This is a genomic window from Streptomyces sp. NPDC087440 (genome assembly GCF_044744005.1).
Classification (GTDB): Bacteria; Actinomycetota; Actinomycetes; order Streptomycetales; family Streptomycetaceae; genus Streptomyces.
Window position 1 is genome coordinate 1 of the sequence record NZ_JBIUXN010000003.1, and the last position, 20,497, is coordinate 20,497.

Annotated in this window: 24 protein-coding genes; 8 read left to right on the forward strand and 16 right to left on the reverse strand. The window is 69.8% G+C overall.

Annotated elements, in window-relative coordinates; all coding sequences use genetic code 11:
* Window positions 1-79 precede the first annotated feature (79 nt).
* From ACIO3O_RS08190 to ACIO3O_RS08265, 16 genes are all read right to left on the reverse strand, one after another.
* Window positions 80-1,069 (reverse strand): collagen binding domain-containing protein, encoded by a 990-nt coding sequence (locus tag ACIO3O_RS08190; RefSeq protein ID WP_401744436.1) that lies wholly within the window; start codon window positions 1,067-1,069, stop codon window positions 80-82.
* Window positions 1,070-1,248: 179 nt separating this feature from the next.
* Window positions 1,249-1,728, reverse strand: a complete 480-nt coding sequence (locus tag ACIO3O_RS08195) for a hypothetical protein (protein ID WP_401743452.1) — start codon at window positions 1,726-1,728, stop codon at window positions 1,249-1,251.
* Window positions 1,729-1,754: 26 nt separating this feature from the next.
* Window positions 1,755-2,633 (reverse strand): DUF317 domain-containing protein, encoded by an 879-nt coding sequence (locus ACIO3O_RS08200; protein WP_401743454.1) that lies wholly within the window; start codon window positions 2,631-2,633, stop codon window positions 1,755-1,757.
* Window positions 2,630-3,874: an ATP-grasp domain-containing protein gene (locus tag ACIO3O_RS08205; RefSeq protein ID WP_401744437.1), complete on the reverse strand. Its 1,245-nt coding sequence runs from the start codon at window positions 3,872-3,874 to the stop codon at window positions 2,630-2,632. The genes ACIO3O_RS08200 and ACIO3O_RS08205 overlap by 4 nt, the downstream gene beginning before the upstream one ends.
* Window positions 3,875-3,946: 72 nt before the next feature.
* Window positions 3,947-4,273, reverse strand: a complete 327-nt coding sequence (locus ACIO3O_RS08210; RefSeq protein ID WP_401743457.1) for a hypothetical protein — start codon at window positions 4,271-4,273, stop codon at window positions 3,947-3,949.
* A gap of 26 nt (window positions 4,274-4,299) precedes the next feature.
* Window positions 4,300-5,535, reverse strand: coding sequence for an MFS transporter (locus ACIO3O_RS08215; protein ID WP_401743460.1), 1,236 nt, complete (start codon window positions 5,533-5,535; stop codon window positions 4,300-4,302).
* Window positions 5,532-6,050 (reverse strand): regulator, encoded by a 519-nt coding sequence (locus ACIO3O_RS08220; protein ID WP_401743465.1) that lies wholly within the window; start codon window positions 6,048-6,050, stop codon window positions 5,532-5,534. Before ACIO3O_RS08220 ends, ACIO3O_RS08215 begins: the two co-directional genes overlap by 4 nt.
* On the reverse strand, window positions 6,047-6,901 hold the full coding sequence (locus ACIO3O_RS08225) for a winged helix-turn-helix transcriptional regulator (RefSeq protein ID WP_401743469.1): 855 nt from the start codon (window positions 6,899-6,901) through the stop codon (window positions 6,047-6,049). The genes ACIO3O_RS08220 and ACIO3O_RS08225 overlap by 4 nt, the downstream gene beginning before the upstream one ends.
* Window positions 6,902-6,943: 42 nt before the next feature.
* Window positions 6,944-7,354, reverse strand: coding sequence for a hypothetical protein (locus tag ACIO3O_RS08230; RefSeq protein ID WP_401743471.1), 411 nt, complete (start codon window positions 7,352-7,354; stop codon window positions 6,944-6,946).
* 12 nt (window positions 7,355-7,366) lie between these two features.
* Window positions 7,367-7,816 carry a hypothetical protein gene (locus ACIO3O_RS08235; protein ID WP_401743473.1) on the reverse strand — a complete coding sequence of 150 codons (450 nt, stop codon included), beginning with the start codon at window positions 7,814-7,816 and terminating at the stop codon, window positions 7,367-7,369.
* On the reverse strand, window positions 7,813-8,277 hold the full coding sequence (locus ACIO3O_RS08240) for a hypothetical protein (RefSeq protein WP_401743475.1): 465 nt from the start codon (window positions 8,275-8,277) through the stop codon (window positions 7,813-7,815). The genes ACIO3O_RS08235 and ACIO3O_RS08240 overlap by 4 nt, the downstream gene beginning before the upstream one ends.
* A 467-nt stretch (window positions 8,278-8,744) precedes the next feature.
* The gene (locus ACIO3O_RS08245) at window positions 8,745-9,461 is read right to left on the reverse strand and encodes a hypothetical protein (RefSeq protein WP_401743476.1); all 717 of its coding nucleotides are present in this window, start codon (window positions 9,459-9,461) and stop codon (window positions 8,745-8,747) included.
* A gap of 34 nt (window positions 9,462-9,495) precedes the next feature.
* Window positions 9,496-10,194, reverse strand: a complete 699-nt coding sequence (locus ACIO3O_RS08250; protein WP_401743479.1) for a hypothetical protein — start codon at window positions 10,192-10,194, stop codon at window positions 9,496-9,498.
* Window positions 10,195-10,209: 15 nt separating this feature from the next.
* Entirely contained in the window at window positions 10,210-10,695 is a 486-nt protein-coding gene (locus ACIO3O_RS08255) for a hypothetical protein (protein WP_401743481.1), read from the reverse strand.
* Window positions 10,692-11,255 (reverse strand): DUF4913 domain-containing protein, encoded by a 564-nt coding sequence (locus ACIO3O_RS08260; protein ID WP_401744439.1) that lies wholly within the window; start codon window positions 11,253-11,255, stop codon window positions 10,692-10,694. The genes ACIO3O_RS08255 and ACIO3O_RS08260 overlap by 4 nt, the downstream gene beginning before the upstream one ends.
* Window positions 11,256-11,459: 204 nt before the next feature.
* A complete protein-coding gene (locus ACIO3O_RS08265) occupies window positions 11,460-12,215 on the reverse strand; it encodes a DNA-methyltransferase (protein WP_401743483.1) in 756 nt (251 codons plus the stop codon).
* A gap of 476 nt (window positions 12,216-12,691) precedes the next feature.
* On the opposite strand from ACIO3O_RS08265, the gene ACIO3O_RS08270 reads away from it, so the two are divergent.
* The 8 genes from ACIO3O_RS08270 to ACIO3O_RS08305 all read left to right on the forward strand — a co-directional run bounded on the left by ACIO3O_RS08270 (window position 12,692) and on the right by ACIO3O_RS08305 (window position 20,464).
* On the forward strand, window positions 12,692-13,813 hold the full coding sequence (locus ACIO3O_RS08270; protein ID WP_401743484.1) for a C40 family peptidase: 1,122 nt from the start codon (window positions 12,692-12,694) through the stop codon (window positions 13,811-13,813).
* A gap of 84 nt (window positions 13,814-13,897) precedes the next feature.
* Window positions 13,898-14,209 (forward strand): DUF6112 family protein, encoded by a 312-nt coding sequence (locus tag ACIO3O_RS08275; RefSeq protein WP_401743487.1) that lies wholly within the window; start codon window positions 13,898-13,900, stop codon window positions 14,207-14,209.
* Window positions 14,206-14,895: a hypothetical protein gene (locus ACIO3O_RS08280; RefSeq protein WP_401743489.1), complete on the forward strand. Its 690-nt coding sequence runs from the start codon at window positions 14,206-14,208 to the stop codon at window positions 14,893-14,895. Before ACIO3O_RS08275 ends, ACIO3O_RS08280 begins: the two co-directional genes overlap by 4 nt.
* A 20-nt stretch (window positions 14,896-14,915) precedes the next feature.
* Window positions 14,916-16,292, forward strand: a complete 1,377-nt coding sequence (locus ACIO3O_RS08285) for an ATP-binding protein (RefSeq protein ID WP_401743492.1) — start codon at window positions 14,916-14,918, stop codon at window positions 16,290-16,292.
* Between the two features lie 81 nt (window positions 16,293-16,373).
* Complete coding sequence (locus ACIO3O_RS08290; protein WP_401743493.1) at window positions 16,374-17,846, forward strand: SCO6880 family protein; 1,473 nt, start codon at window positions 16,374-16,376, stop codon at window positions 17,844-17,846.
* Window positions 17,843-18,430 (forward strand): hypothetical protein, encoded by a 588-nt coding sequence (locus tag ACIO3O_RS08295; protein WP_401743496.1) that lies wholly within the window; start codon window positions 17,843-17,845, stop codon window positions 18,428-18,430. Before ACIO3O_RS08290 ends, ACIO3O_RS08295 begins: the two co-directional genes overlap by 4 nt.
* 50 nt (window positions 18,431-18,480) lie before the next feature.
* The gene (locus ACIO3O_RS08300) at window positions 18,481-18,927 is read left to right on the forward strand and encodes a DUF6238 family protein (protein ID WP_401743497.1); all 447 of its coding nucleotides are present in this window, start codon (window positions 18,481-18,483) and stop codon (window positions 18,925-18,927) included.
* 25 nt (window positions 18,928-18,952) lie between these two features.
* A complete protein-coding gene (locus ACIO3O_RS08305) occupies window positions 18,953-20,464 on the forward strand; it encodes an ATP-binding protein (RefSeq protein ID WP_401743499.1) in 1,512 nt (503 codons plus the stop codon).
* Window positions 20,465-20,497: the final 33 nt, after the last annotated feature.

Here is a 20,497-nt window from a genome sequence, read left to right on the forward strand (position 1 = left end):
GTCCCTGGTCCGTCCGACCGAAGAGACACGCTCTAGTTGGTGGATCAGGTCAGAGAGAGCAGTTCGCGCTCAACACGCTCTACTTGACAGAGAAGGGGTCGCTGTTGGTGCGACGGCGTGCGGCTATCACCGCTCCGCCTCCTGCGGCGAGCAGGAGTCCGGCACCACCGACGATCCACACGGTGCCATCTGCGCCTGTGCGGGCGAGCGCTCCCTCCGGCGTGGGGTGGTTCTCGGGCGGCACGGACTCTTTGGAGGCCGGTGTGGGTGTGGCCGGGGCGGGAGTGCCGGGAGTTTCCGTGGTCGGGGTCGGGGGCTTGACCGGCGGGATTGTGCCGGGCTTGGTGGGCTCAGGCGTGGGTGTCGGCGTCGTCGGCCTTTCCTTGGCCGTGTCGGCGAAGGCGGCGACGACGGACGAGCCCGGCTTGAGGGTGATGGTGACCGGCTTGGCGTCGAGCTGGTAGCCGGCAGGCGCCTTGGTCTCGGTGGCCGTGTACGTGTTGCCGGTGCGGGAGGAAACAGGGAGGCTTCCCTTGGCGGTGCCGTCCTGGCCGGTGGTCAGGGTGATCGTGTCGCCCTTTCCGTTCGTCGGTACGACGTTGATGACGGCCCCGGCCAGAGGGGTTCCTGTCTTCCTGTCGCGCTTCTTCACGATCACGTCTCCCGGCTTGAACGGGTCGATGATCGTCAGGCGGCTGCTCTGTCCGGGGGTGACGATGACGTCCTGGTCAGCGACGGTGTCGTGGAGCGGGCTGCCGGACGCGGTCTCCGTCAGGCGGTAGATGCCCGGGGTGAGGCCGGTGAGGGTGAGCGTTCCCTGGGCGTCGGTGGTGCCCTTCCCTGCTTCCTTGCCGGTGGCATCACGGAGCAAGAATGCGGCTCCTGGGAGAACGTCTCCGGCGGGGTCCTTCTTGGAGATGGTGATACTGCCCGGCTCTGGTTCGGGAGCCGTGCTGGAGGTGCGGTTGGGCGGCGGCTCCGTCGACTGGGCGGAGGCAGTCGCTGGCCAGGTGAGTGTGCCGGTCACCACGGCAGCGAGTACGGCGGTTCGGACGGCACCACGGGGCATGCGGATGTGCACGAGCGGAGGGCTCCTGTGTCTAGGGGAAAAGTTAGGTCAACGAGTGCGGCCAGAACTGCACTCGGCGAGGCTTAGCGGGGGAGAACCTTCACGGTCTGCGTGGGGTCAAGCCCAAGGAGGGGATTGCTGTAAGCCCGCGCGGAGCGCCGGGGGACACGGACTGAGGTTCATCGCGTAGGGCCACCGCTGCGGGCAGCTGGCGGAGTGGGGACCTTGGATGCGGTCCGGACCACCGGGCGGGCCGGCCATGCGCCGGGGAACCAGATGGCGGCGTACTGCTCGATGGCGTCGCGCAACCCGCCGGTGACGGCACCCTCCCAGGGCGGGTGGCCGGGGCGGTGGTAGGTGTCGAAGGTGCCGTACTGCTTGGAACCTGGGCGGGTGTTGTGCGCCTCGTCGCGGCGGTGGAAGGTTCCGTGGCCTAGGAAGCTGAGTACCACGGCATCGATCTCACCTCGTTCCGGGTGGACTACTGCAAGGCGCAGGCCGCCGTAAGTGTTCTCGTAGATGGTTCGGGAGAAGTCGATCCGCAGCCGCAACGGTGAACCGGGGACGGGGACGGCGTAATAGGTGTTGCCCACGACCGTGCTGTCGGGGAAGGGGAAGCAGAGTTCCGCGAAGAACTCGGGGGCCTGTAGGGACGACAAGGAGCCTCCTGTCGAATGCGAACCGGTTAGCGGCGGGGGCCGGGCAGGGCGGGACGGCTGGCGGTGCTCCAGCGCGGGACGCTGGAGGTCGTCAGGGCTGCCGGTCGGCGTGCGGAGGCCCGTTGAATTTCCAGCGGAGTCGGGACCGGTGGGCTGGGCGGAAGGATCGGGGTCAGCTCGGCCAGGCCCTTGACGTAGCTGAACGTCGCGCTTCGCCAGCGCGGGAGGGGTGCGGGGTCGGCCACACACTGGGTGAGCGCCTTGAGCAGGGCCACGGGGGTGTCCGTGCTCGCGGTGGCGTACCAGGCCGGGCGATCTATGGACGTGCCGGCCCACAGCTGCCAGCGGGCGTCGCGGCTGTCCAGTTCGCCGGCCGGGTCGAGCTGACCGGAGGTGAACTCCAGCCCCGCGAGCCCGTCGGCGGGCTGGGCCGTAAAGACGCCCCAACGGGGATGGCCGACCTGCCAGTTGCTGTTGATGAGCGGTTCCACCGCGAGAAACGGGTCTCGGTCCGCGTGTCCGGGCACCGGGCCTGCGAGGTAGGCGCCCGGGCCGTCTGCGTACGCCTCGGCGAGGGCGGTGGTGAAGGCGGCGACAAACTCCGTGGGACACATGTCGTTGAAGCACACGCCCCAGGTCGGTGCCCCGAACGGGTCTTTGTAGGCGTTGATGCGCCAGAGCCCGTCGTCCTCGCCTTCGGGAAGATACCCGAGTCGGATACGGCGCTCGGGCGAGTGGACGTAGACGTTGCCGAGGTCGTCGTGCTGGAGGTCCCAACCAAGGGCCAGCAGCGGATCGAGCGCGACATCGCCGGACCCGGTGGTGCCCGCCAGGTACCGCGGGGAGACGTACACGTCTCCGTCGATCACACCCGGCGCCTCGGCGTGCGTGGTGGCCGCCTTCACACGGCCACCGTGGCTACCGGCTGAGCGGTGGGTTCGACGTCGATGACGAGCGCGCGGGCCACCTCGTCGGCACGGAACCGTGCGACCGCTGCGGTGGGTCCGGTCGTGATCGCAAAGCCAATGCGGGAGCTGTCCAGGTCCCCGCCGTCCTGCGGGAGCAGCAGCTGGTCGCCCACCTGGCGCTGCCAGTGAAGCCGGTCCAGCCAGGGGGCCCGGTCGGCGGCCCGGCCCGGGAAGTGACGGGCGACGAGCGTGCCGCTGGTGTCCGGGTAGAGCAATTCTATCGCTGCGGCCTCCGCGCGGTCCGGGGTGAGGTCGGGGGCTGTGCCGCAGGCGATGTCGGCGGCGGCGCGGGGCAGCGAGATACCGGTGGCCCGGTGCACGAGGAGGCCGATCAAGTCGCCTCCCACGCGGCCGTTCAGCTCGATCATGCGCGGCTGGCCGTCGACGAGCCGCATTTCCACGTGCTGGATTCCGTCGGTGATGCCGAGCGCTGCAACGGCGGCAGCGGCGACGGGCGCGACGGTGGCGAGCAGTGGGTCGGCCGCGTCGACGCTGTGCGCGATCTCCTCGAAGTGCGGCTCCGGGCCGAGGGATTTACGGGTGACGGCGACCACCAACGTCCGGCCCTGGTAGGTCGCGCACTCGACCGAGATCTCCGGGCCCGCCAAATACTCCTCGACCAGGACCTGCTGGCTCTCGACTCCATGGCTGGCGCCTGCGGCGGCGAAGGAGTAGCCGTCCGGCAGGTCGTCCGCGCTGTCGACGCGGATGACGCCGATGCTGGCCGCGTGGGCGGCGGGCTTCAGTACGACGGGGTACCCGATCGTCTCGGCCGCGAGCGTGGCCTCCTGAAGAGTGCTGACGGATATCGACTCCGCGGAGGGCACCTGGTGCTGGGCGAACAGGCGTCGGCCGACTGCCTTGTTGCGGGCGGCCTGCATCGAGGTCGGGTCGCTGGTGGGCAGGCCAAGCAGCCGGGCCAGTCGGGCGACGGGGACCAGATAGTCCTCGAACCACGTCATGACGCCGGACAACTGGTGGCGGGCGGAGAGGGCCTGGCCCGCCGCTGCGAGTGCAACTTCATCGACCGGGTCGGCAAGAGCGTGATCGGTGATGAACCGGGCTTCCCACGTGGGCTCTGCACCGCTGATGAGGACGACGTCATAGAAAGCAGCGACGTGCTCCAGGCAATACCCCCTGTACGCCTCGGACTCAGGGTCGGCGGAGGAAACGATCATGATCGTCGGGCGAGTGGACAAGGTGGTGCTCCTCAGAAGGTCAGGCGGGTAGGGGGTTCGGGGTGGTCGGCTTCACGCGCTTCGACGGCGCCGGACCTCGATCGCGGAGGCCCATTCCGGGTGGTCGGTGAGCAGCCGTCGCGCGTACAGCGCGGTGAAGTTGTTGTTGAGGCCCTCGACACCGTGCGGAAGGCGCCAGCGCAGGGCCTCGAACAACGCCTTGGTGCCGATCCGCTGAGCTCCGGCGGCCAGGCGCTGGGCCACCAGGCGCTCCAAGGTCCGGTACACGCGGGGGTGTTGGGCGTCGAAGGCGTGGAACTGTTCGCTGATGGTGGTGGACCGGTGGCGATGGCGCGTGCGGCCGAGGCCGGGGGTGTGGTCCTGGGGGGACGCGGACATGGGCTTCGGGGGTCCTCTCGTGGAGGTCAGGCGCGGGCGGCGGACAGTGCGGGGAGTGTCCGCAGGCGGGCGAAGGCGGCGGCGAGGCCGACTGCCTGCAGGACTGCAGCGCCGGCGATGATGTGCCCCAGCTGGGCGGGTGGGACGGCGGCGACCAGGAGGCCGGCGGCGGGGAAGGGCAGCAGCAGCACGAGGACGGAGACGGCGAGCGTGCTGCCGAACACGGCGGACGGGATGAGGTGGGAGCGCAAGGTGCGCAGGACCACGGTGAGGCCGCCCTCGCCGGCCATCAGGACGGCGATCAGGACGAGATAGGTGCGGTATGTCTCCGCTTGGGAGACGGCGAGGGTGGCTCCCGCCGCGACCGCGGCGGCGACCGCGCCGACGGGCCACAGCCCCCACCGGTCGATCGCCATGCGGGAGGCCGTGACGGCCAGGAGTGAAGCGACCGCCGCGGCGGACCAGATGAGCCCGGCGTCCGCGCTGGAATGTCCTAGCTCGCTGACGACGATTACCGGCATTGCTGCTTGGAGGAGGGCTACCGCTCCGTTGGAGACGAGCAGCCCGCCGATCAGCCAGGACAGGGCTGGCAGCGACCGCAGGGTCGACCAGCCGGTCCTGAGCCCCTTCTTCTGCACCTCAGTGGCCGGGGCCGCGGACCGTGGGAGGCCGAGAAGCGCGGCAAGGAGGGAGAACGCTGCGAGGCAGCCGAGCATGAGGGCGGGTCCGCCGTACTCGACGAGCAGCCCGGAGACCGCAGGGCCCGCGAGCATGGCGCTCTGGTCGATCCCCAGCAGGACCGACTGCACCCGGTGCGCACGCTCCCCCGCTCCCCTGCTGGCTTCGCCGCCCTCCGTCTCGACCGCGATGTAGCTGAACTCGGTGAGGACCCCGGTCAGTGCGGCGAGGCACATCACCGTCGCCGTAGCGGCCAGGGTGTGGTTGTCGAGGCTCGTCAGGACGGCGGCGGCGGCGAGCACGAGCACGGCCCGCGCAAGGCAGGCAGCCCGGAAGATGCGGGCCGTCCCGTAGCGGTCGACGAGCGTGCCGGCCACGGTGAAGGCGCCGATGCGCGGTACCCATTCCAGCGCGAACGCCAAGCCCGTCAAGCCTGCCGATCCGGTGGTGGCCAGGACCAGAAGCGGAATGCCGTACGTGGTGACCGCGAAGGCAATCCCGTCCGCTGTGCGGGGAAGGTAGACGCCGCGCAGCAGGCTCGGCGTGCGGCGGCGCGCGTGCCGCGCGCTGCGGCGGGGCGTCACGCGGCAAGCTCAACGTCAGCGAACGGGAGAGTCGGCTCGTAGACCCGCAGCCACTGGTCCAGAAGGGTCCATACCTCGGCGAGGGCTCTGGTGGCCTCCTCGCTCACCGGCAGGTGACCGGAGGCAGGTTGGGCCTTCGTGAGGACGCTGAGGACCTGTGGAGCGGACAGCAGGGCGAGAGTGTGACGGATGCGCCCTGCGAAGTCGCAGGTCGGGGCCGGGTAGGCGAAGCGGCGGGCCCAGCGGGAAATCGCGTCGTACAGCTCGGCGACGTGCAGTCCGGACTCGGTGAGTGACAGCCCCTGGCCGGCACGGACGCGGACCAGGCCGAGGTCGCGGGCGCGCTCGGTGGCCCGGCGAACGTGATGCGGGGTGAGGTCGGGAAGGGCACTGGCCAGCCCGCGGGGCGGGATGGTTCCGTTGTCGTCGATCTCAGTGATCAGCCGGACCAGGCTAGCGGTGGACAGAGCACGGCAGGCGCCTTGGGCCCGTACGAAGCGGTCGGAGAGGATCATCGCCGCGCGCCTCCGGCGGAAGCGGTCGTCGGCTGGGCCGGGACGGTGTCGGAGAAGAGGGAGCGCTTCTGCCACACAGGGCGAACGGGCTGGGCGGCTCGTGCCGGGGTGGTCGCGGGCGGAGCTATGGGTTTGCGCGAGGGGTGGCTGGCCCAGTTCTGCCGCGTGGTGTCCTGGTTGTTCGGGCCCGGCTTCCAGAGCGGGTGGGGGGTCGCCTCGGAGAAGGTCTGTCCGCTCGCCCAGGCCGAGAGGGCTCCGAAGACGTCTCCCAAGGCGTGCCCGGCCGCCGAGAGGCGGTAGGGCTGGCCGGTTCCGTTGGTGTCGACGAGGCGGTCGTCGACGAGCTGGCGCAGGGGTGAGTAGATGTGGGTTCCCTCGACGCCGGGCATGACCACGCTTGCCAAAGCCTTGCCGCTGGTTTCGCCCCGGCTTTTGAGGGTCCACAGGATCGCGGTGGCGTGCCGACGGGTGAGCAGGGTGAGGCTGTCCTCGATCTGCTCGATCGCCGGCAGCGGACGGTCCGGCTTCTCCAGGAATTTCTCGGCCCAGGTGACGACCAGGGGAAGCACCGGCAGGAGTGCGGTGCCACGGTCGGTCAGGCCGTAGGTGACGTGCCGGGGGCCGTGTTCGATGCGTTCGGCCAGGCCGCTGTCGCACACCGCGCGCAGCCGGGGATGCAGCTGACCGCTGTGCAGCCAGGGCAGTCGGGTGGCGACTTCGGTGTAGCGCAGGGGCTTGCCGGCCAGGGCCAGCAGGACCCGTACGTTCCATCGCGGGGTGATCATGGCGAGTGCTTCGGTGACCCGGGCGACGTCGGCGTCGGTGGCAGGGGGCAGTCCGGTGGTGGCCAAGGTGCAGAACTCCTGGGTGGGTTGGGGCCGAGGGCGCTCGGGTCAGCGGCTCGGTGAGGTGTGTGCCGCTGTCACGGGCGGGGAGGGCACGGCGGAGGCAGTGGTGGGTGCGGGTGCTGACGTGCGGACGAGGCTCTGCAGTACCGCTGCGGCCGTCTGGGACTGGGCGGCGTGGACCGCGATGCCCTCGGCCAAGCGGCGGGCACAGTCCACGACGTGCGGCGCATCGTGCGAGGTGAACTGCCGGTCTGGGTGAACGAGGTGCAGGAGCCGCTCGCGGTGGAAAGCGATGCTCTGCTCGGCGAAGGCCAGCTGGCTGTGGATCCCCAGGAGCGCGGCGAGCATCCCGGGAGGGCCGTTCTGAGCGTGGGCCTGCAGGTCGGCCAGCGGGGCCCCGTAGAGGTCTTCGATCCGGCCGGCAACCTCAGTGGAATCAAGCGGCTGTTGGGTCAATCGGCGGAACCTTCAGGGTCGGCGGGTGCGGGAGATCCCTGCGCGCTGTGGTTCCGGTTCGGTACGGACAGGGGCGGGGGTGACCGTGATCGTCTGCCGTGGCGGAGGCGCCAGGCGTACCTGCTCGCCTTGCTTCGGCATGGTGCGCAGCAGGTCGTCCAGGGCCGTGCGGCAGCTGTCGCGGGCGCCGAGTGCCGCCTCCAACCAGCGGGCGTCCATCCGTAGGTCGTCTGCGTCCAGCTCGTCCATGTCACGCTCGGGTTCCATGGCCTGGTGGATGCGCGCGCGGATGCCGTCGACGTGCTCCTCGGCCAGAGCGAGGAACGAGCGCAGCTCCAACGCTCGGGCCAGGGCTACCGGGGCGTCAGTGCCGACGGCCCTCTCGTACAGCTCGACGACCGGGGCGCTGAAAACCACTTGGAGGCGATGATCCTGGGTGCACGGCTTGTCGCGGACGCTCACCGGCTGGCTCCTCGGCCGGTGGCTGGTGCCGTCACAGGACGTGCCGCTGGCGGGCTGGTGGGTACGGCCGGGCCCCGGCGTCCGGCACCGCTGAGCAGCGTACGACGCGCGGCATCGCGCCCCTGCAAGCCGACGGCGGTGGGATCGAGCATCCAACGGATGACCATGGCCCGAGCGTCCCTGGCTGCGACGGCGTCATTGACGCGGAAGGCGAGTGCCAACGTCGGATCGTCAACTTCGCTGGGCTGTGTCTCCAGTGAGGCGAGGAGGTCGTCCTCTGCCTTCCCGAGGGCGGTCTGAGATTCCGTGAGGAGGTCGTGCCACCTCACGAAGGATGTGGCCTCGGAGTTGGCGTCCGGGGCCGCGGCAACCGTCATCTTGAGTTCCGCCATACCCATGGAAAAGCGGCGCTCGATTTGTTCGGTGAGGACGCCAACGACGTCTTCTAGCGCGTCGTACACGGAGAACTCCATCCTGTCTGATGCGGAATAAGGGAGGACCAAAGGACCGGCTGCAAGTCCTTTACAGAGAAGGGCTCTGCTGGAGCCCGGCTCAGGTCTGCGCGCACGCGGCATCGCGATGCTGCCGTCGTGGAGTGGTGGCGCTGAGGTTGGAACTGCTTGTCCGCAGGGCTGGTGTCGCAGCCCTGTGGGGTGGCTGCCCTCAGAACCGGACGGTCGGGGCGGTGGCCAGCGCCAGGACCGCGACCGTCGCGGCGACGATCGGTAGAGCGAGGAGACCGAACAGCACGGACGAGAGCACCACGCGGACGAAGGGCATGCGGAATTAGCCTCCAGACAAGGAAAGGGGGAATGCCAGAAGCCGGGCCGGGTGTGGGCCCGACGGCTGTTTAAGAGTCCGCGGATTCGCCGGTTTGGCCAACCGGCGTTCCTCGGTTATGTTCCGCCCCGCGCCGCACAATTGGCGGTCACCGGCTTCGGCGCACAGTGCGCGGCGCGACGGAGGGTGCCGCCGATTTGGCGGGCCGGGTAGTGGGGGCGGTCACCGTGACCGGTGGCAGCGGGCCAGCCTCTCCGCCGAGGCAGTCTGCGTACCATTCGAAGGCTTCCTCGGCGGTGGCAAACCCGCCTTCACGCAGGGTGTGGGTCCACGTCTTGGAGTTCAGTTCCTCGTGCAGTACGCGGTACGGAACAGGGTTGCGCGGATCACGGGCGCGCAGGACCACGAGCGTGGACATCGGCTCGGCGTCATGGGTGTAGCTGTCCATGGGAACGAAGTCCCTCCCGTTGCTCAGCAGTTGCTGTTCCAGCGTGCGAGTTGCTTCGTCCGCCGCTGCGCTAAGGCCGGGCACCAGGCCGATGGCGTCCTGCGGGCACCCGCGGCGGACGAGCCAGGACTGCGCCATCACCGGCAGAGGCATCACCGCGTGCAAGAACGAGTACGTCCGGGCCTGAAGATCACGTTGCAGATGAAGTGCCACGAGCTGTGGCGATCCAGGGATTCCCCAGGTGACGGAACCGTCATGCAGGACGTAGTAGCTGTGGGTGCCGTCCTCGGAGTGGTGCTGGGCAAGCGGCGTAAGTTCGCCGAGGCTGCTCCCAATCGCGTGCCCGAAGGCTTCCTCGGTGCGCGCGTCGGCGGCGTCGAAGCCGTCGAGACGAAGGTCAAATTCAGGTTGGGGCAAGGGCGGGTTTCCATCATCTGTCGGGAAGGAGCGGTCAACGACGGCCCCGGGCGGTGGCGGGCCACGTCCCGGGCGGCGGCATTGACGGTGTTGCGGTCGTGCTCGGACGCTGGCTGCTGACCAGGGCCGCACGGCCCGTGTCGGTGAGAGCAACCGGCTGCCCGGCGTGCACCGCATGGCTTGTGTCCCGTGTGACCAGCCCGGAGGCTTCGAGGCGTTCCAGGTGGTCGTGCGGGATGCGGGTGCCGGAGGCGGTGGCCACGGACCGGCGGTTGGTCAGAAGGTGCTCGTGGAGCTTGGCGCCGCCCGCAATGGCCAGCAGCGCTGCCCGGTCGGCGGCCGGCAGCGGCTCACGGCCACCGGGCAGTGCACTGAGTTCCGCGGATTCGATCGGCTCCAGTGCCTGCAGCACGCGCGCTGCGGCATCGTCGCGGGCGTTCGCCGCCTCCTCCAGCTGGTCGACGGTGCGGTCGATCCGCTCGAACAGTGCGGAGTCGATGTCGAATTCGCCGCTGCTGAGCCGGTGGAGCAACGTGCGGTAGAAGATCACGCCGGTCTGGGCCTGCGCCAACTTGCGGTGCCGGTCGACCAGAAGGGCGTGCGCTTCGTCCAGGACACCGCGGTCTCGGTAGGACCAGAGCAGGTCGACCGTGTGGCCGGTCGCGGCTTCGACGCGGTGGTCGAGCGGGGACACGGCGGGCCTGGTCGGCCCCGTATCAGGGGCAGAGGGCATGGAGAACTCCTTGCTTCAGCGGGCACGGTGGTACTGCTCTGCGCCGTGGGGAGGCCGAAGCAGGCTGGACGCGGGCGCGGTCCGCGGGCCGGGCTTGGGCACGGACGCGCGGGAGATGAGCTGCGGGGACTGGGACCGGGCAGCGTGGGTCCTTGCGCTGAGCGGTCGGCGGGCCATGCCCAGCCGGGCGCCCACGGTGTCGTAGACATCGTTCTTGGCCCGGGGCCGGACAGCCACTACATGGACTTCGCTCCGGTGCGTGGACGTCATGGGCGCGGGCCGCACGGCGTAGACGATCCGCCACTGGGCCCGGGAGTCGACCTGAAGTTTCCGGTAGCCCGCGAGGTCTCCGGTCAGCTTGGTGCCGAACCGGTTGGCGTTGACGACGTCCTGGAGCAGGCTGAGCGCCAGGTCGCGGATGTCACTGGATGCCTGGAGGAGATCGGTCAGGGCTCGCGGATCGAAGGAGAGCCCGAATGCCGGCTCTTGCCCTGCGTTCACGAGGCCGACTCACCGGCTCCGGGCTCCGCGTTCGGGGTCGTGTTCGTCTTCTCCGTACGGGCCGAGCGCTGCGGTCCCGGCAGCACCCGGTGGGCGGGGCGGTCCGGCGAGGTCATACAGGCCGACAACGGTCCCCCTGGGGATCGGATGGCGGCGATGGCGTGCGTGAGGAAGTCCCGGTGCCACACGAACATGCCACTCAAGCCCGCCTCGGGGTCCTTGTGCTGCTGGTAGGCGAGCCACAGCGCGTGGACCCAGGCCAGCACGTCGGGGTGTTCCTGCCACTGCAGGCACCAGGGGGATGCCGTGGTGACCTCGGTGCCGTAGGTCGGCAGCAGGAAGTCATCGACCCAGTCGGTGAGCGAGTCGATCTCGTCCTCGAACTCCTCGCCCTCCAGTTCCAGGATTGGTCGCGGTTCGGGCGGTGCAGCTGGGGCCGGGCCGCCGAACCCGGGCGGCATGCCAAAGGCCGCGAACGGAGACGGTGAAAGCTCCGGGGCCGGAAGCGGTGCGGCAGCAAGGTGGTCCAGCTGCTGGGCCTGTTGCTCGGACTGCTCCATCAGCCTCCGGACGCGGGCCTCGATATCCTCCAGGTCGGAGTCCGGAATTCGGATCGGCTCCAACTCCCCCTGGGAATCAGTGTTTTCGGGCATGGACAGGTGGATCTCCTAGAGGCATGGGAAAGCGAAGCACATTCCCCCGACGTGACACCCGGCATCCGCGTCGCCGAATGGACACGGGCACCGGGGGTGTGCTCGGAGGGTTCAAGCGGTCAAGGTGACGTCGTCCTGGGAAAGGGTCTTCCGGACGGTTTCACTCAGCCGGTCGGCTGCGACGGAGGCGTAATGCTCCGTCTTTTCCACGCCGATGAAGTCACGGCCCTCCAGCAGTGCGGCGACGCCCGTGGAGCCGGAACCGGCACAGAAGTCCAGTACCGTCCCGCCTTCCGGGGCGATCTTGACGAGCTCGCGCATCACCTCGACGGGCTTCTGTGTGATGTGCTGGCGGTTCTTGCCCGAGGGCTGCGATGCGGAGTAAAGGCCGGGCAGGTAAACCGGGTTGCGGGAGCCGTCGATGGCCCCCTTCGAGCCCCAGATGATGAATTCACAGTTCTGGGTGAAGCGGCCCTTCTGGGGCCTGGCCTGCGGTTTGTGCCAGGCCAGCACGCCACGCCACAGCCAGCCGGCGGCCTGCAAAGCGTCCGTCGTCGTCGGCATCTGTCGCCAGTCGGTGTACAGCAGCGCGGTGCCGCCGGTCCTCGTGGTCCGGTGGGCCTCGGTCATGATCTGCGTCAGCCAGAAGCCGTACGACCGCTGGTCCATGTTCTCGCCGGTGAAGTCCGGCAGCTCGTGCTGGGCGTCGGCGGAGGTGTACTTCTGACGCGCCGTCTTGGAGGTTCGCTCCTTCGCCGTCCTGCCCCCGCTGTTGTACGGCGGATCGGTGATCACGGAATCAACGCAGGCGTCCGGCAGGGTGGCGAGAACGCTGAGGGCGTCGCCGTGGTGAAGGGAAAAAGGCAAAGAGGTACCCCGAATCGGGTGGGAATGTGCGGGAGGAAGTGCCCGTCGCGCAGAGATATCCCCGCAGGGTCGCTATTGGGCATGCAGAAGCCCAGACCACAGAGCGGGGAAAGGCGAGGGGAGTCCCAGAACTTTAGGCCCGGATCGCCGGTCAACCAAGAAGCGCGGGTCAAGGGGACGGATTCCGACCCTTCGCTCCGGCTTTTTGGCTGACCGGCGATCCGGGCCTACTGTTTTGAACCTGCCGCGGCGCACATCGCCGCCGGCCTCCCCACCCCCTCATTCCAGGGGTTCCTGCCTGCCCGGCAGCACACGGCTCCGCCCGCCGACGAGAAGCAACTCGTCCGCGTCATAGCCCTTTTACCCGCCGCCCCCGTGCCCATCACGCCGGACACCGCTTCCCGAAGGACCACGTTCATGACGTCTCGATATCTACCCCTGCCCGAATCCGCTGCGGCGCGAGCAGCCCGCACCGGTTGAAGGCTCTCGCCGCCGGCCTCGGCGTCGTTGTGCTGCTGCCCCTGATGCTGGCCGGCCCTGCCCTGATGATGACGTCGGCCAGCGAAACCGTCCCCGGCGTCGGTGCCCTTAACCCGTGCCTGCCCGCCCTGGACACGGACACCGTCACCGAGCAGGTCAACAAGATCCTCGACGGCGGCAACGCCTCGACCGTACGGATCGAGGGCCTGGACCTGCCTGCCCAGCAAGTCCCGCACGCACGAACCATCGTGGCCACCGGCATCAGCCTCGCCGTCCCACGCCGGGGGCAGATCGTGGCACTGGCCACCGCCCTGCAGGAATCACGGCTGCGCAACCTGTCCTCCGGGGACCGCGACTCGCTCGGCCTGTTCCAGCAGCGCCCGTCGCAGGGCTGGGGCACCGCCGATCAGATCCGCGACCCCCTCCACGCCTCGGAGACGTTCTACAAGGCGCTGCTCAAGGTGAGCGGCTGGCAACAGATGACCGTCACCCAGGCCGCCCAGGCCGTGCAGAAGTCGGGTCACCCCAACGCCTACGCGCAGTGGGAGCCGCTCGCGACCGCACTGCAGAAGGCCATCGCCGCGTCCTTCCCCGGCGCCGACAAGGGGAACACCGACACGGGCACCAAGCCCGCTCCCCCGGCAGCCAACTGCGGGACTGCGGACGACGGTTCCTCCTTCGGGAAGATCCCCGAAGGGGCCATCCCGAAGGGCTACAAGATCCCCAAGGATGCCGACCCCAGAGCCCGCACGGCCATCTCCTGGGCCATGCTGCAGCTCGGCACGCTGTACCAGTGGGGCGGACACTGCACCAACCCCCACGGACCTGACCCGATGGGCCGCTGCGACTGCAGCAGCCTGATGCAGCAGGCGTACGCCAAGGCCGGCGTCCCCCTCACGCGTACCACGTATACGCAGGTCAACGAGGGCAAGGCCGTCTCCCCGAAGGCGCTGCAGCCTGGGGACCTGATCTTCTCCCGCGGTACTGCCGCCCGCCCCGAGCACGTCGGCATGTACCTCGGCCAGGGTCTCGTCATCGAGGCCCCGCGCACCACGAAACCGGTGCGCATCACGCCGCTGAAGGACTGGACCGTCCTCGCCGTGCGCCGCGTCCTCTAACGCCCCTCGCGCCTCGCGCTCCCCCTCCTCTTCCCCGCCTGCCGGGCCTTTCGGCCTGCGCAGACAAGGAGCCTCGCCATACCCATGCTCCCCCTTGCCGACCACCTCATCCAACTCGCCTACGACCCGGGAATCTCCCCCCAGCCCGGCGGTCTCCCCGGCCTCACCGTCCTCAAGAACGTCGTCAACTCGATCAACATGTTCGCCCTCATCGCCGTCGTCGGCGCCCTGGCCGTGAGTCTCGGTGTCTGGGCCTGGGGCCACCACACCGGTGGCCACCAGGCGGAGGCCAACGGCAAGAAGGGCGCCCAAGTTGCCGCCATGGCCGCCCTTGGCCTGGGTGCCGCGAACGGCATCGTGAGCTTCTTCTCGGTCCTCGGGGCGCAGGTCCAATGAAGAAACGATTCCTCTCCCTATCGGGCTACGGGATCGGCTGGTCGTCGAAGCGCCGCATTGCCGTGCTCGCGGGGGTACTGGCGCTTCTGCTGGTCCTCGCAGGAGCCGTCGCGCTCTTCACCGGCCGCGACACCCAGCCCGCCCCGTCCTCCGGCAACGGCAGCCTTCCCCCCGCGTCCCCCGCCAGCACGTTCCCCGCCGAGCCGGGCACGACCGGCAAGACGGGTTCCGTGCCCCGCCCCCCGCGGATCTCGGACCCTCTCCAGTTCGCCCAGGCCGCTGCCGAGATGCTCTGGACCTACGACACCCGCAGCACCACCCACGAGCAGCAACTCGCCGGGATGCAGGCGTGGATGACGACCGACAGCCAGTACGGCGACTGGCCTTCGGTCTCCGCCCAGATGCCCACCCCTGCCCTGTGGGCCCGGATGAGAGACCAGCAGCAGAACGCGACTGCCACGGCCACTCGGGCTCACTACCCGGCCGCGTTCAAGCAGGCTCTCGCCGAGGACCCTGCGGCGATCACCAAGGCGTACATCTACGCCGTCACGGTCACCGGCAAGCAGACCATCGCCTGGGCCAAGGGCGGCCAGGGGGCGGAGGACCGCTCCACCACCCTCGCCGTGCAGTGCCGGCCTTCCCACGACTGTTCGCTCGTCGCTATCGCCCCACGCGTCGCGCCCTGACCGAAAGGAGGTAACACCCCATGGGGTTCTGCGATCTCCCCGTCGCGAGCGCTCTCTGCTCGGTCGGCGAAGCCGTTGACTTCGCCTCCGACCCGGGCAAGGCGATAGGCGACTGGCTGGCGAAGAGTGCCGGTGAAGTCGCCGCCACCGCAGCCGACCTCGCCGCCGAAGCGGTCGACTCCACCACCAGCGTCGACCTCAACGCGGTTTGGTTCATCGACAATTACCGGCTCATTCTGCCGATCGGTCTCGTGCTGCTGGTGGCCACGTTCTGCGCCCAGCTACTGCGGGCCGCCATCCGCCGCGACGGCCAGGCGCTGTCCCAAGCCTTCACCGGAACCGCCAGCGGCGTGATCTTCGCGTTCGCCGCCGTCGCGCTCACCACCGTCGCCATCGAGGTGGTCGACGCCCTCTCCGCCGGCCTGCTGAAGGCCGCGCACTTGAACATCTCATCGGCAGTACGCCGCATCATCAAGATCGACCAGCTGACCCTGCTCAACCAACTCGGCTGGCTGGTAATGGTCCTGTGTGCCCTCGGTGCGGCCGTCGGCGCCATCCTGTGGTGGTGCGTGATGCTGGTCCGCAAGATCGGCATCCTGGTCATGGTCACTCTGGCCGTGTTCGCCGGGGCCGGTGGAGGCTGGGAAGCCGCACGCCGGTGGCGCCGGGGCTGGATCGAAGCCACCGCCACCCTGGTGGCCAGCAAGCTCCTGATGACGATCATCTTCGTCCTCGGTATCGCCGCCATGGGTAAGGCCGACCCCGACAAGGGCCTGGCCGCCTTCGCCGACGTCCTCGCCGGAATCGTCGTCCTGGTCCTGGTCCTGATCTGCCCGTACGCCACCTTCAAATTCGTCCACTGGGCCTCTGAAGGCAGCGACGGCGAGTCCCTGCACCGCGCTGGCGGTGCAGGAGCGACGATCGTCAAGCAGCATGCCGAGCGCGCTGCCAAGAAGGCCGCTTCGGCTGCGATGGCAGCAGCCTCCAGTGGTGCCGGAGCCGGGGCCGGAGCAGGAAGCGCCGCCCCGCAAGGCCCGGATGCGTCCCCCGGCGGAGGCTTCCCCGGCGACGTCGCACCGGGCGGCGGAGGCGACGAGAAGGAGAGCTCGCAGGACAGCGGCATGGGCTCCTTGCCCGACGCGGCATCTGTGAAGGACAGCGTCTCGAAGGCTGTTCAGCCGCCACCGATGCGCGCGTCCGACGACACGAGCGGCCAGGTGGGCGGCAGTCCGGGATCCAGCGGATCCGGGGAAAGCACCGCAGCCGGTCCGTCCGGCGGATGGCAGTCCACTCCGCCGAGCACACCGCCTCCGCCGCAGGGCGCCCCGCCGTCCGCCAGTTCCCGGCCCACCGGGACCAGCTCGGCAGCCCCGCCGCCGCCCCCGTCCGGGCCCTGATCCCCTGTCCGTTCCCTGGGGACGGGAAGCACTCGAAGCCTCCCGCCCCCGGGCCCTCACCGCGCCACCAGGACCAGCCCTTTGTCTGCTCTTTCCGTCGCCCCGGTCACGGTCAAGTTTCCGTATCGGTCGCGCCGTGGCATCATCCTCGGCCTCTCCCTTGCCCAACTCCTCCTCGTCTCGGCCGCTCTCGCGCTGCTGCTGCTGACCGTCCTCACCACCGGCCTGCTCGGCTCGCTGGTCCTGACCCCCTTGTGGGCAGCGGTCGTTGCCCTGGTCGCGATCCGTCGGCACGGCCGCTCCCTGATCGACTGGGCGCCGATCGTCCTGCGGTATGCCCAGCGCCGTCGCTCCGGCCAGACCCTCTGGCTCGCCCGCCCGGTCAGCCGGCCCCGCCAGGACGGCCTCCTCCACCTGCCCGGCACTGCGGCCTCTCTCTCGGTCGTCACCCCGGGCGACTCCGTGAACGGCGCCGCCGCCGTTCACGACCCGCACCACCAGACCCTGACCGCCGTCGCCCGCGTCACCAGCCGGGCCTTCGCCCTGCTCGATCCGGCAGTCCAGAACCACCACGTCAACAGCTGGGGCCGTGCGCTCGCGGGCATCGCCCGCAGCGGACACGTCGCCACCGTGCAGGTCCTGGAACGCACCGTTCCCGACTCCGGCGACACCCTCACCCGGCACTGGGCCCAGCACGGCCAGCCCCAGACCCCGGTCGCCGGAGAGATTTACGCCGAACTGGTCGCCTCCGCCGGGCCTGCCGCAGCCCCCCACGAGACGTACCTGGCCATCGCCCTCGACCTGCGGGCCGCCAAGCGCCTGATCGCACAGGCCGGCGGTGGATTGCCCGGTGCCTTCACCGTCATGGAACAGACCACTGCTGCCATCTCCCAGGCCGCCCGAAACGCCGGGCTGACCGTGACCGGGTGGCTGACCAGCAGGGAGATCGCTGCTGCCCTTCGCACTGCCTACGACCCCAAGGCGCTCGGTGCACTTCAGCAGTGGTCCGAGTCCGGCCGCGCCGAAGCAGACCCCGCAGCCGCCGGTCCGGTCGTTCAGGTCGAGGAGTACGACCGTCTGGGCACCGACACTGCCCGCCACGTCACCTATTGGATAGAGAACTGGCCACGGGTCGAAATGGGTGCCGGATTCCTGCACGGCATGATGTACACCGCCGGCGTGCGCCGCAGCCTCTCCCTCATCTACGCACCGCAGAGACTCGAATCCGCCCTGCGGGACGTCCAGCGGAAGAAGGCCGCGATCGTCGCCGACGCCAACGAGCGCTCCCGCCGCGGACAGGTCGACAGCGAAGAAGACTCCGTCGAGTACGCCGACGTCAAGAACCGTGAACGGCAGCTCATCGCCGGCCACGCCGACGTCGCCCTGACCGGCCTGGTCACCGTCACCGCCGAGACCGACGCCCTCCTCGACTCCGCCTGCGCACACATCGAAACCGCCGCTGTCACCGCCGGCGTCGACCTGCGCCGCCTGGTCTTCCAGCAACCCGAAGCGTTCGCCCTCGCTGCACTTCCCCTCGCAAGGACCGCCCTGTGACCCCCGAGCCGACACCGACGCCCTCTCCGCTCTTCGACGACCTGCTGGCACTGCTCCCCCCGCTTCGGGAGATGCAGCAACGCCACCAGGAACAGCTCGACCGCTACCGCGACGCCGACGGCGAACCGATCTGGGAGAAAATAGCCGACTACGAGGAGGCCCGCCGGGAAACGGCCATCGAAGCCAGCGACCACCTGGACACCCTCGTCCCGCGCCTGGAGCAGCTCGTCGCGGACCCTCCCCTGCGGGCCCACACGGTCCTGGTCTCCAGCTCCAGCCACGCCGTAGAGGATGACTGGCGCCTGTTCATCGTCAACGCCACCGACGTCCCGGATGCGGTTCGCGTTCTCCAGACCCTGCCCTCCTACCAGGGGTGGCTGCGCGAGGAATACCCCCTGGGTCACTACGGAGTTGACCCGCAGGTGTCCCTGGAGAGGAGCTACGCCGGGGCGGGCCCGTCCAACGCGGGCACGGATCTACGCGACGAACAAGCCCGGCTCGTCTCCGTCCGCCCCGCCCCCCGCAGCAGGCCCAGCGCCCCGCCACCGAATCCGCCACCGTCCACTCCCGGACGCTCCCGCTGAGCCCCCCGCCGCTCTTCTGCCACCCCGGCAGGAAGGACTCACCACCGCCCTTGTCCTCTCCCTCCACCGCCGACCCGGCATACCCCTACCTGCGCGCCGCCACCGCCGGACTGCGCCACCACACGGCAGCCGTCGCTGCCGGGCCCCCGCTCGCCCCCCGCCCGGTGGACCGGGTCCACCTCGACACTCTGCACACCCACCTCACCGGGCTGCACCTCCTGCTCGACCAGCTCGCCGAGGCCACCCGGCCGCCGCATCCCGCAGCCGGACGACATCTGGGCACGGCCCACACCCGCCTCTGGCAGGCCGCCACAGAAGTCCACTCCGCCTTCCACCTGCTGCCGGCCTCCGGCACGAGCGAATGCGATCCGGACCGGTTGCCCGACGGCCCGCAGGTTCTGACCATCTGCCAGCGCCACCTCGCCGCCGGGCACAGCATCCGTCGCAAGACCACGCCGACGGACCTCCGCCCGCCCGTCACGGGCTGCCTGCGATGAACACGAACCGAACCGAGGCAACCTCATGACCAGCCGGCCCGCCCGCCGCGCCCGCCGCGCCTCCGCATCACCTCTTTTCACCCCGCACGGCACCGACCGGGCCAGCCGCAGAGCGGCTCGCCGTCAGCTCGCCGAGGCCGTCGCCAAGGCGCGAAGTGAAGCGACCGCACACGAGCCGGGCACTCTCACCTCGGACGAGATGCCTGCTCCCCTCTACCCAGCGAGCGGGCGCCCCGGACCGGCCTCCGCACGCGGAAGCCGCCTGAAGCTGCCCGCCCACCGGATGACGACCGCCGTGGCCGCCGGGGCGTATCCCTTCCTCGCCGAAGGCGGACTCGGCGCCGAGGGCATCTACATCGGCAAGGACGTGCACGCCGAAGGATCTTTCACCTTCGACCCGTTCACCTTGTACGGCCGCGTCGAAGGGTTCACCAACCCGAACCTGCTGCTGGCCGGTGTGATCGGCCAGGGGAAGAGCGCGCTGGCCAAGAGCTTCGCCCTGCGCTCGGTCGCGTTCGGCTACCGCGTGTACGTCCCGTGCGACCCCAAGGGGGAATGGACGGCCGTCGCGCAGGCGCTGGGAGGCACGTCCGTCGCTCTCGGTCCCGGGCTGCCCGGCAAGCTCAACCCCCTGGACGCCGCCCCCCGCCCTCCAAGCGTCGCCGAGGGCGACTGGGACGGAGAGATCCGTAAGCGGCGGCTCTTGTTGCTCGCCTCGTTGGCCCGGACCGTACTCGGCCGGGACCTGCTGCCGATGGAGCACACCGCTCTCGACGTCGCCCTCGACGCGGTGGTCACCCACGCCGCCGCCACCGGCCAGACCCCGCTCCTCGGTGACATCGCCACCGCTCTCAACAACCCCGACGCCCTCGACCACGCCGCCGGGATGATGTCGGGGCGGCTCGGGGAGGCAGCCCGTGACCTCGCCCACGCGGTACGCCGTTTGGTACACGGTGACCTGGCCGGGATGTTCGACGCGCCCTCCACCGTCCGCTTCGATCCCACCGCCCCGATGCTCACCATCGACCTGTCACGGCTGGGCGGTTCCGCCGACGACACCGCGCTCGTACTCGCCATGACCTGCGCCTCCGCGTGGATGGAGTCCGCCCTCAGCGACCCCGGCGGCGGCCGACGGTGGATCGTCTACGACGAGGCGTGGAGATTGATGCGCCACCCCGGGCTCCTGCAACGGATGCAGGCCCAGTGGAAACTGTCCCGCGGCCTCGGCATCGCCAACCTGATGGTGATCCACAGGCTCTCCGACCTGCTCACCGCAGGCGACGCAGGGTCACAGGGACGCGCGCTCGCCGAGGGTCTCCTCGCCGACTGCTCCACACGCATCATCTACCGGCAGGAATCCGACCAGCTCCAGGCCGCCGCCTCGCTGCTCGGCCTGACCTCCGTCGAGATGGACGCCATCGCCCACCTCAACCGCGGGCGCGGCCTCTGGAAGGTCGCAGGACGGAGCTTCATCGTGCAACACCAGCTACACGCCCGCGAGCTGGCGCTCTTCGACACAGACGCGCGCATGCACTGAAAAGACGCCGAGTTCACGAATTCTGAAGCGCCA

Bases quoted from the DNA above. Each gene is read 5' to 3' on its own strand.
- ACIO3O_RS08190 (WP_401744436.1), bottom strand. From the start codon at position 1,069: ATGCCCCGTGGTGCCGTCCGAACCGCCGTACTCGCTGCCGTGGTGACC.
- ACIO3O_RS08205 (WP_401744437.1), bottom strand. From the start codon at position 3,874: ATGATCGTTTCCTCCGCCGACCCTGAGTCCGAGGCGTACAGGGGGTAT.
- ACIO3O_RS08210 (WP_401743457.1), bottom strand. From the start codon at position 4,273: ATGTCCGCGTCCCCCCAGGACCACACCCCCGGCCTCGGCCGCACGCGC.
- ACIO3O_RS08220 (WP_401743465.1), bottom strand. From the start codon at position 6,050: ATGATCCTCTCCGACCGCTTCGTACGGGCCCAAGGCGCCTGCCGTGCT.
- ACIO3O_RS08250 (WP_401743479.1), bottom strand. From the start codon at position 10,194: ATGCCCTCTGCCCCTGATACGGGGCCGACCAGGCCCGCCGTGTCCCCG.
- ACIO3O_RS08260 (WP_401744439.1), bottom strand. From the start codon at position 11,255: ATGGAGCAGTCCGAGCAACAGGCCCAGCAGCTGGACCACCTTGCTGCC.
- ACIO3O_RS08275 (WP_401743487.1), top strand. From the start codon at position 13,898: ATGCTCCCCCTTGCCGACCACCTCATCCAACTCGCCTACGACCCGGGA.
- ACIO3O_RS08280 (WP_401743489.1), top strand. From the start codon at position 14,206: ATGAAGAAACGATTCCTCTCCCTATCGGGCTACGGGATCGGCTGGTCG.
- ACIO3O_RS08285 (WP_401743492.1), top strand. From the start codon at position 14,916: ATGGGGTTCTGCGATCTCCCCGTCGCGAGCGCTCTCTGCTCGGTCGGC.
- ACIO3O_RS08305 (WP_401743499.1), top strand. From the start codon at position 18,953: ATGACCAGCCGGCCCGCCCGCCGCGCCCGCCGCGCCTCCGCATCACCT.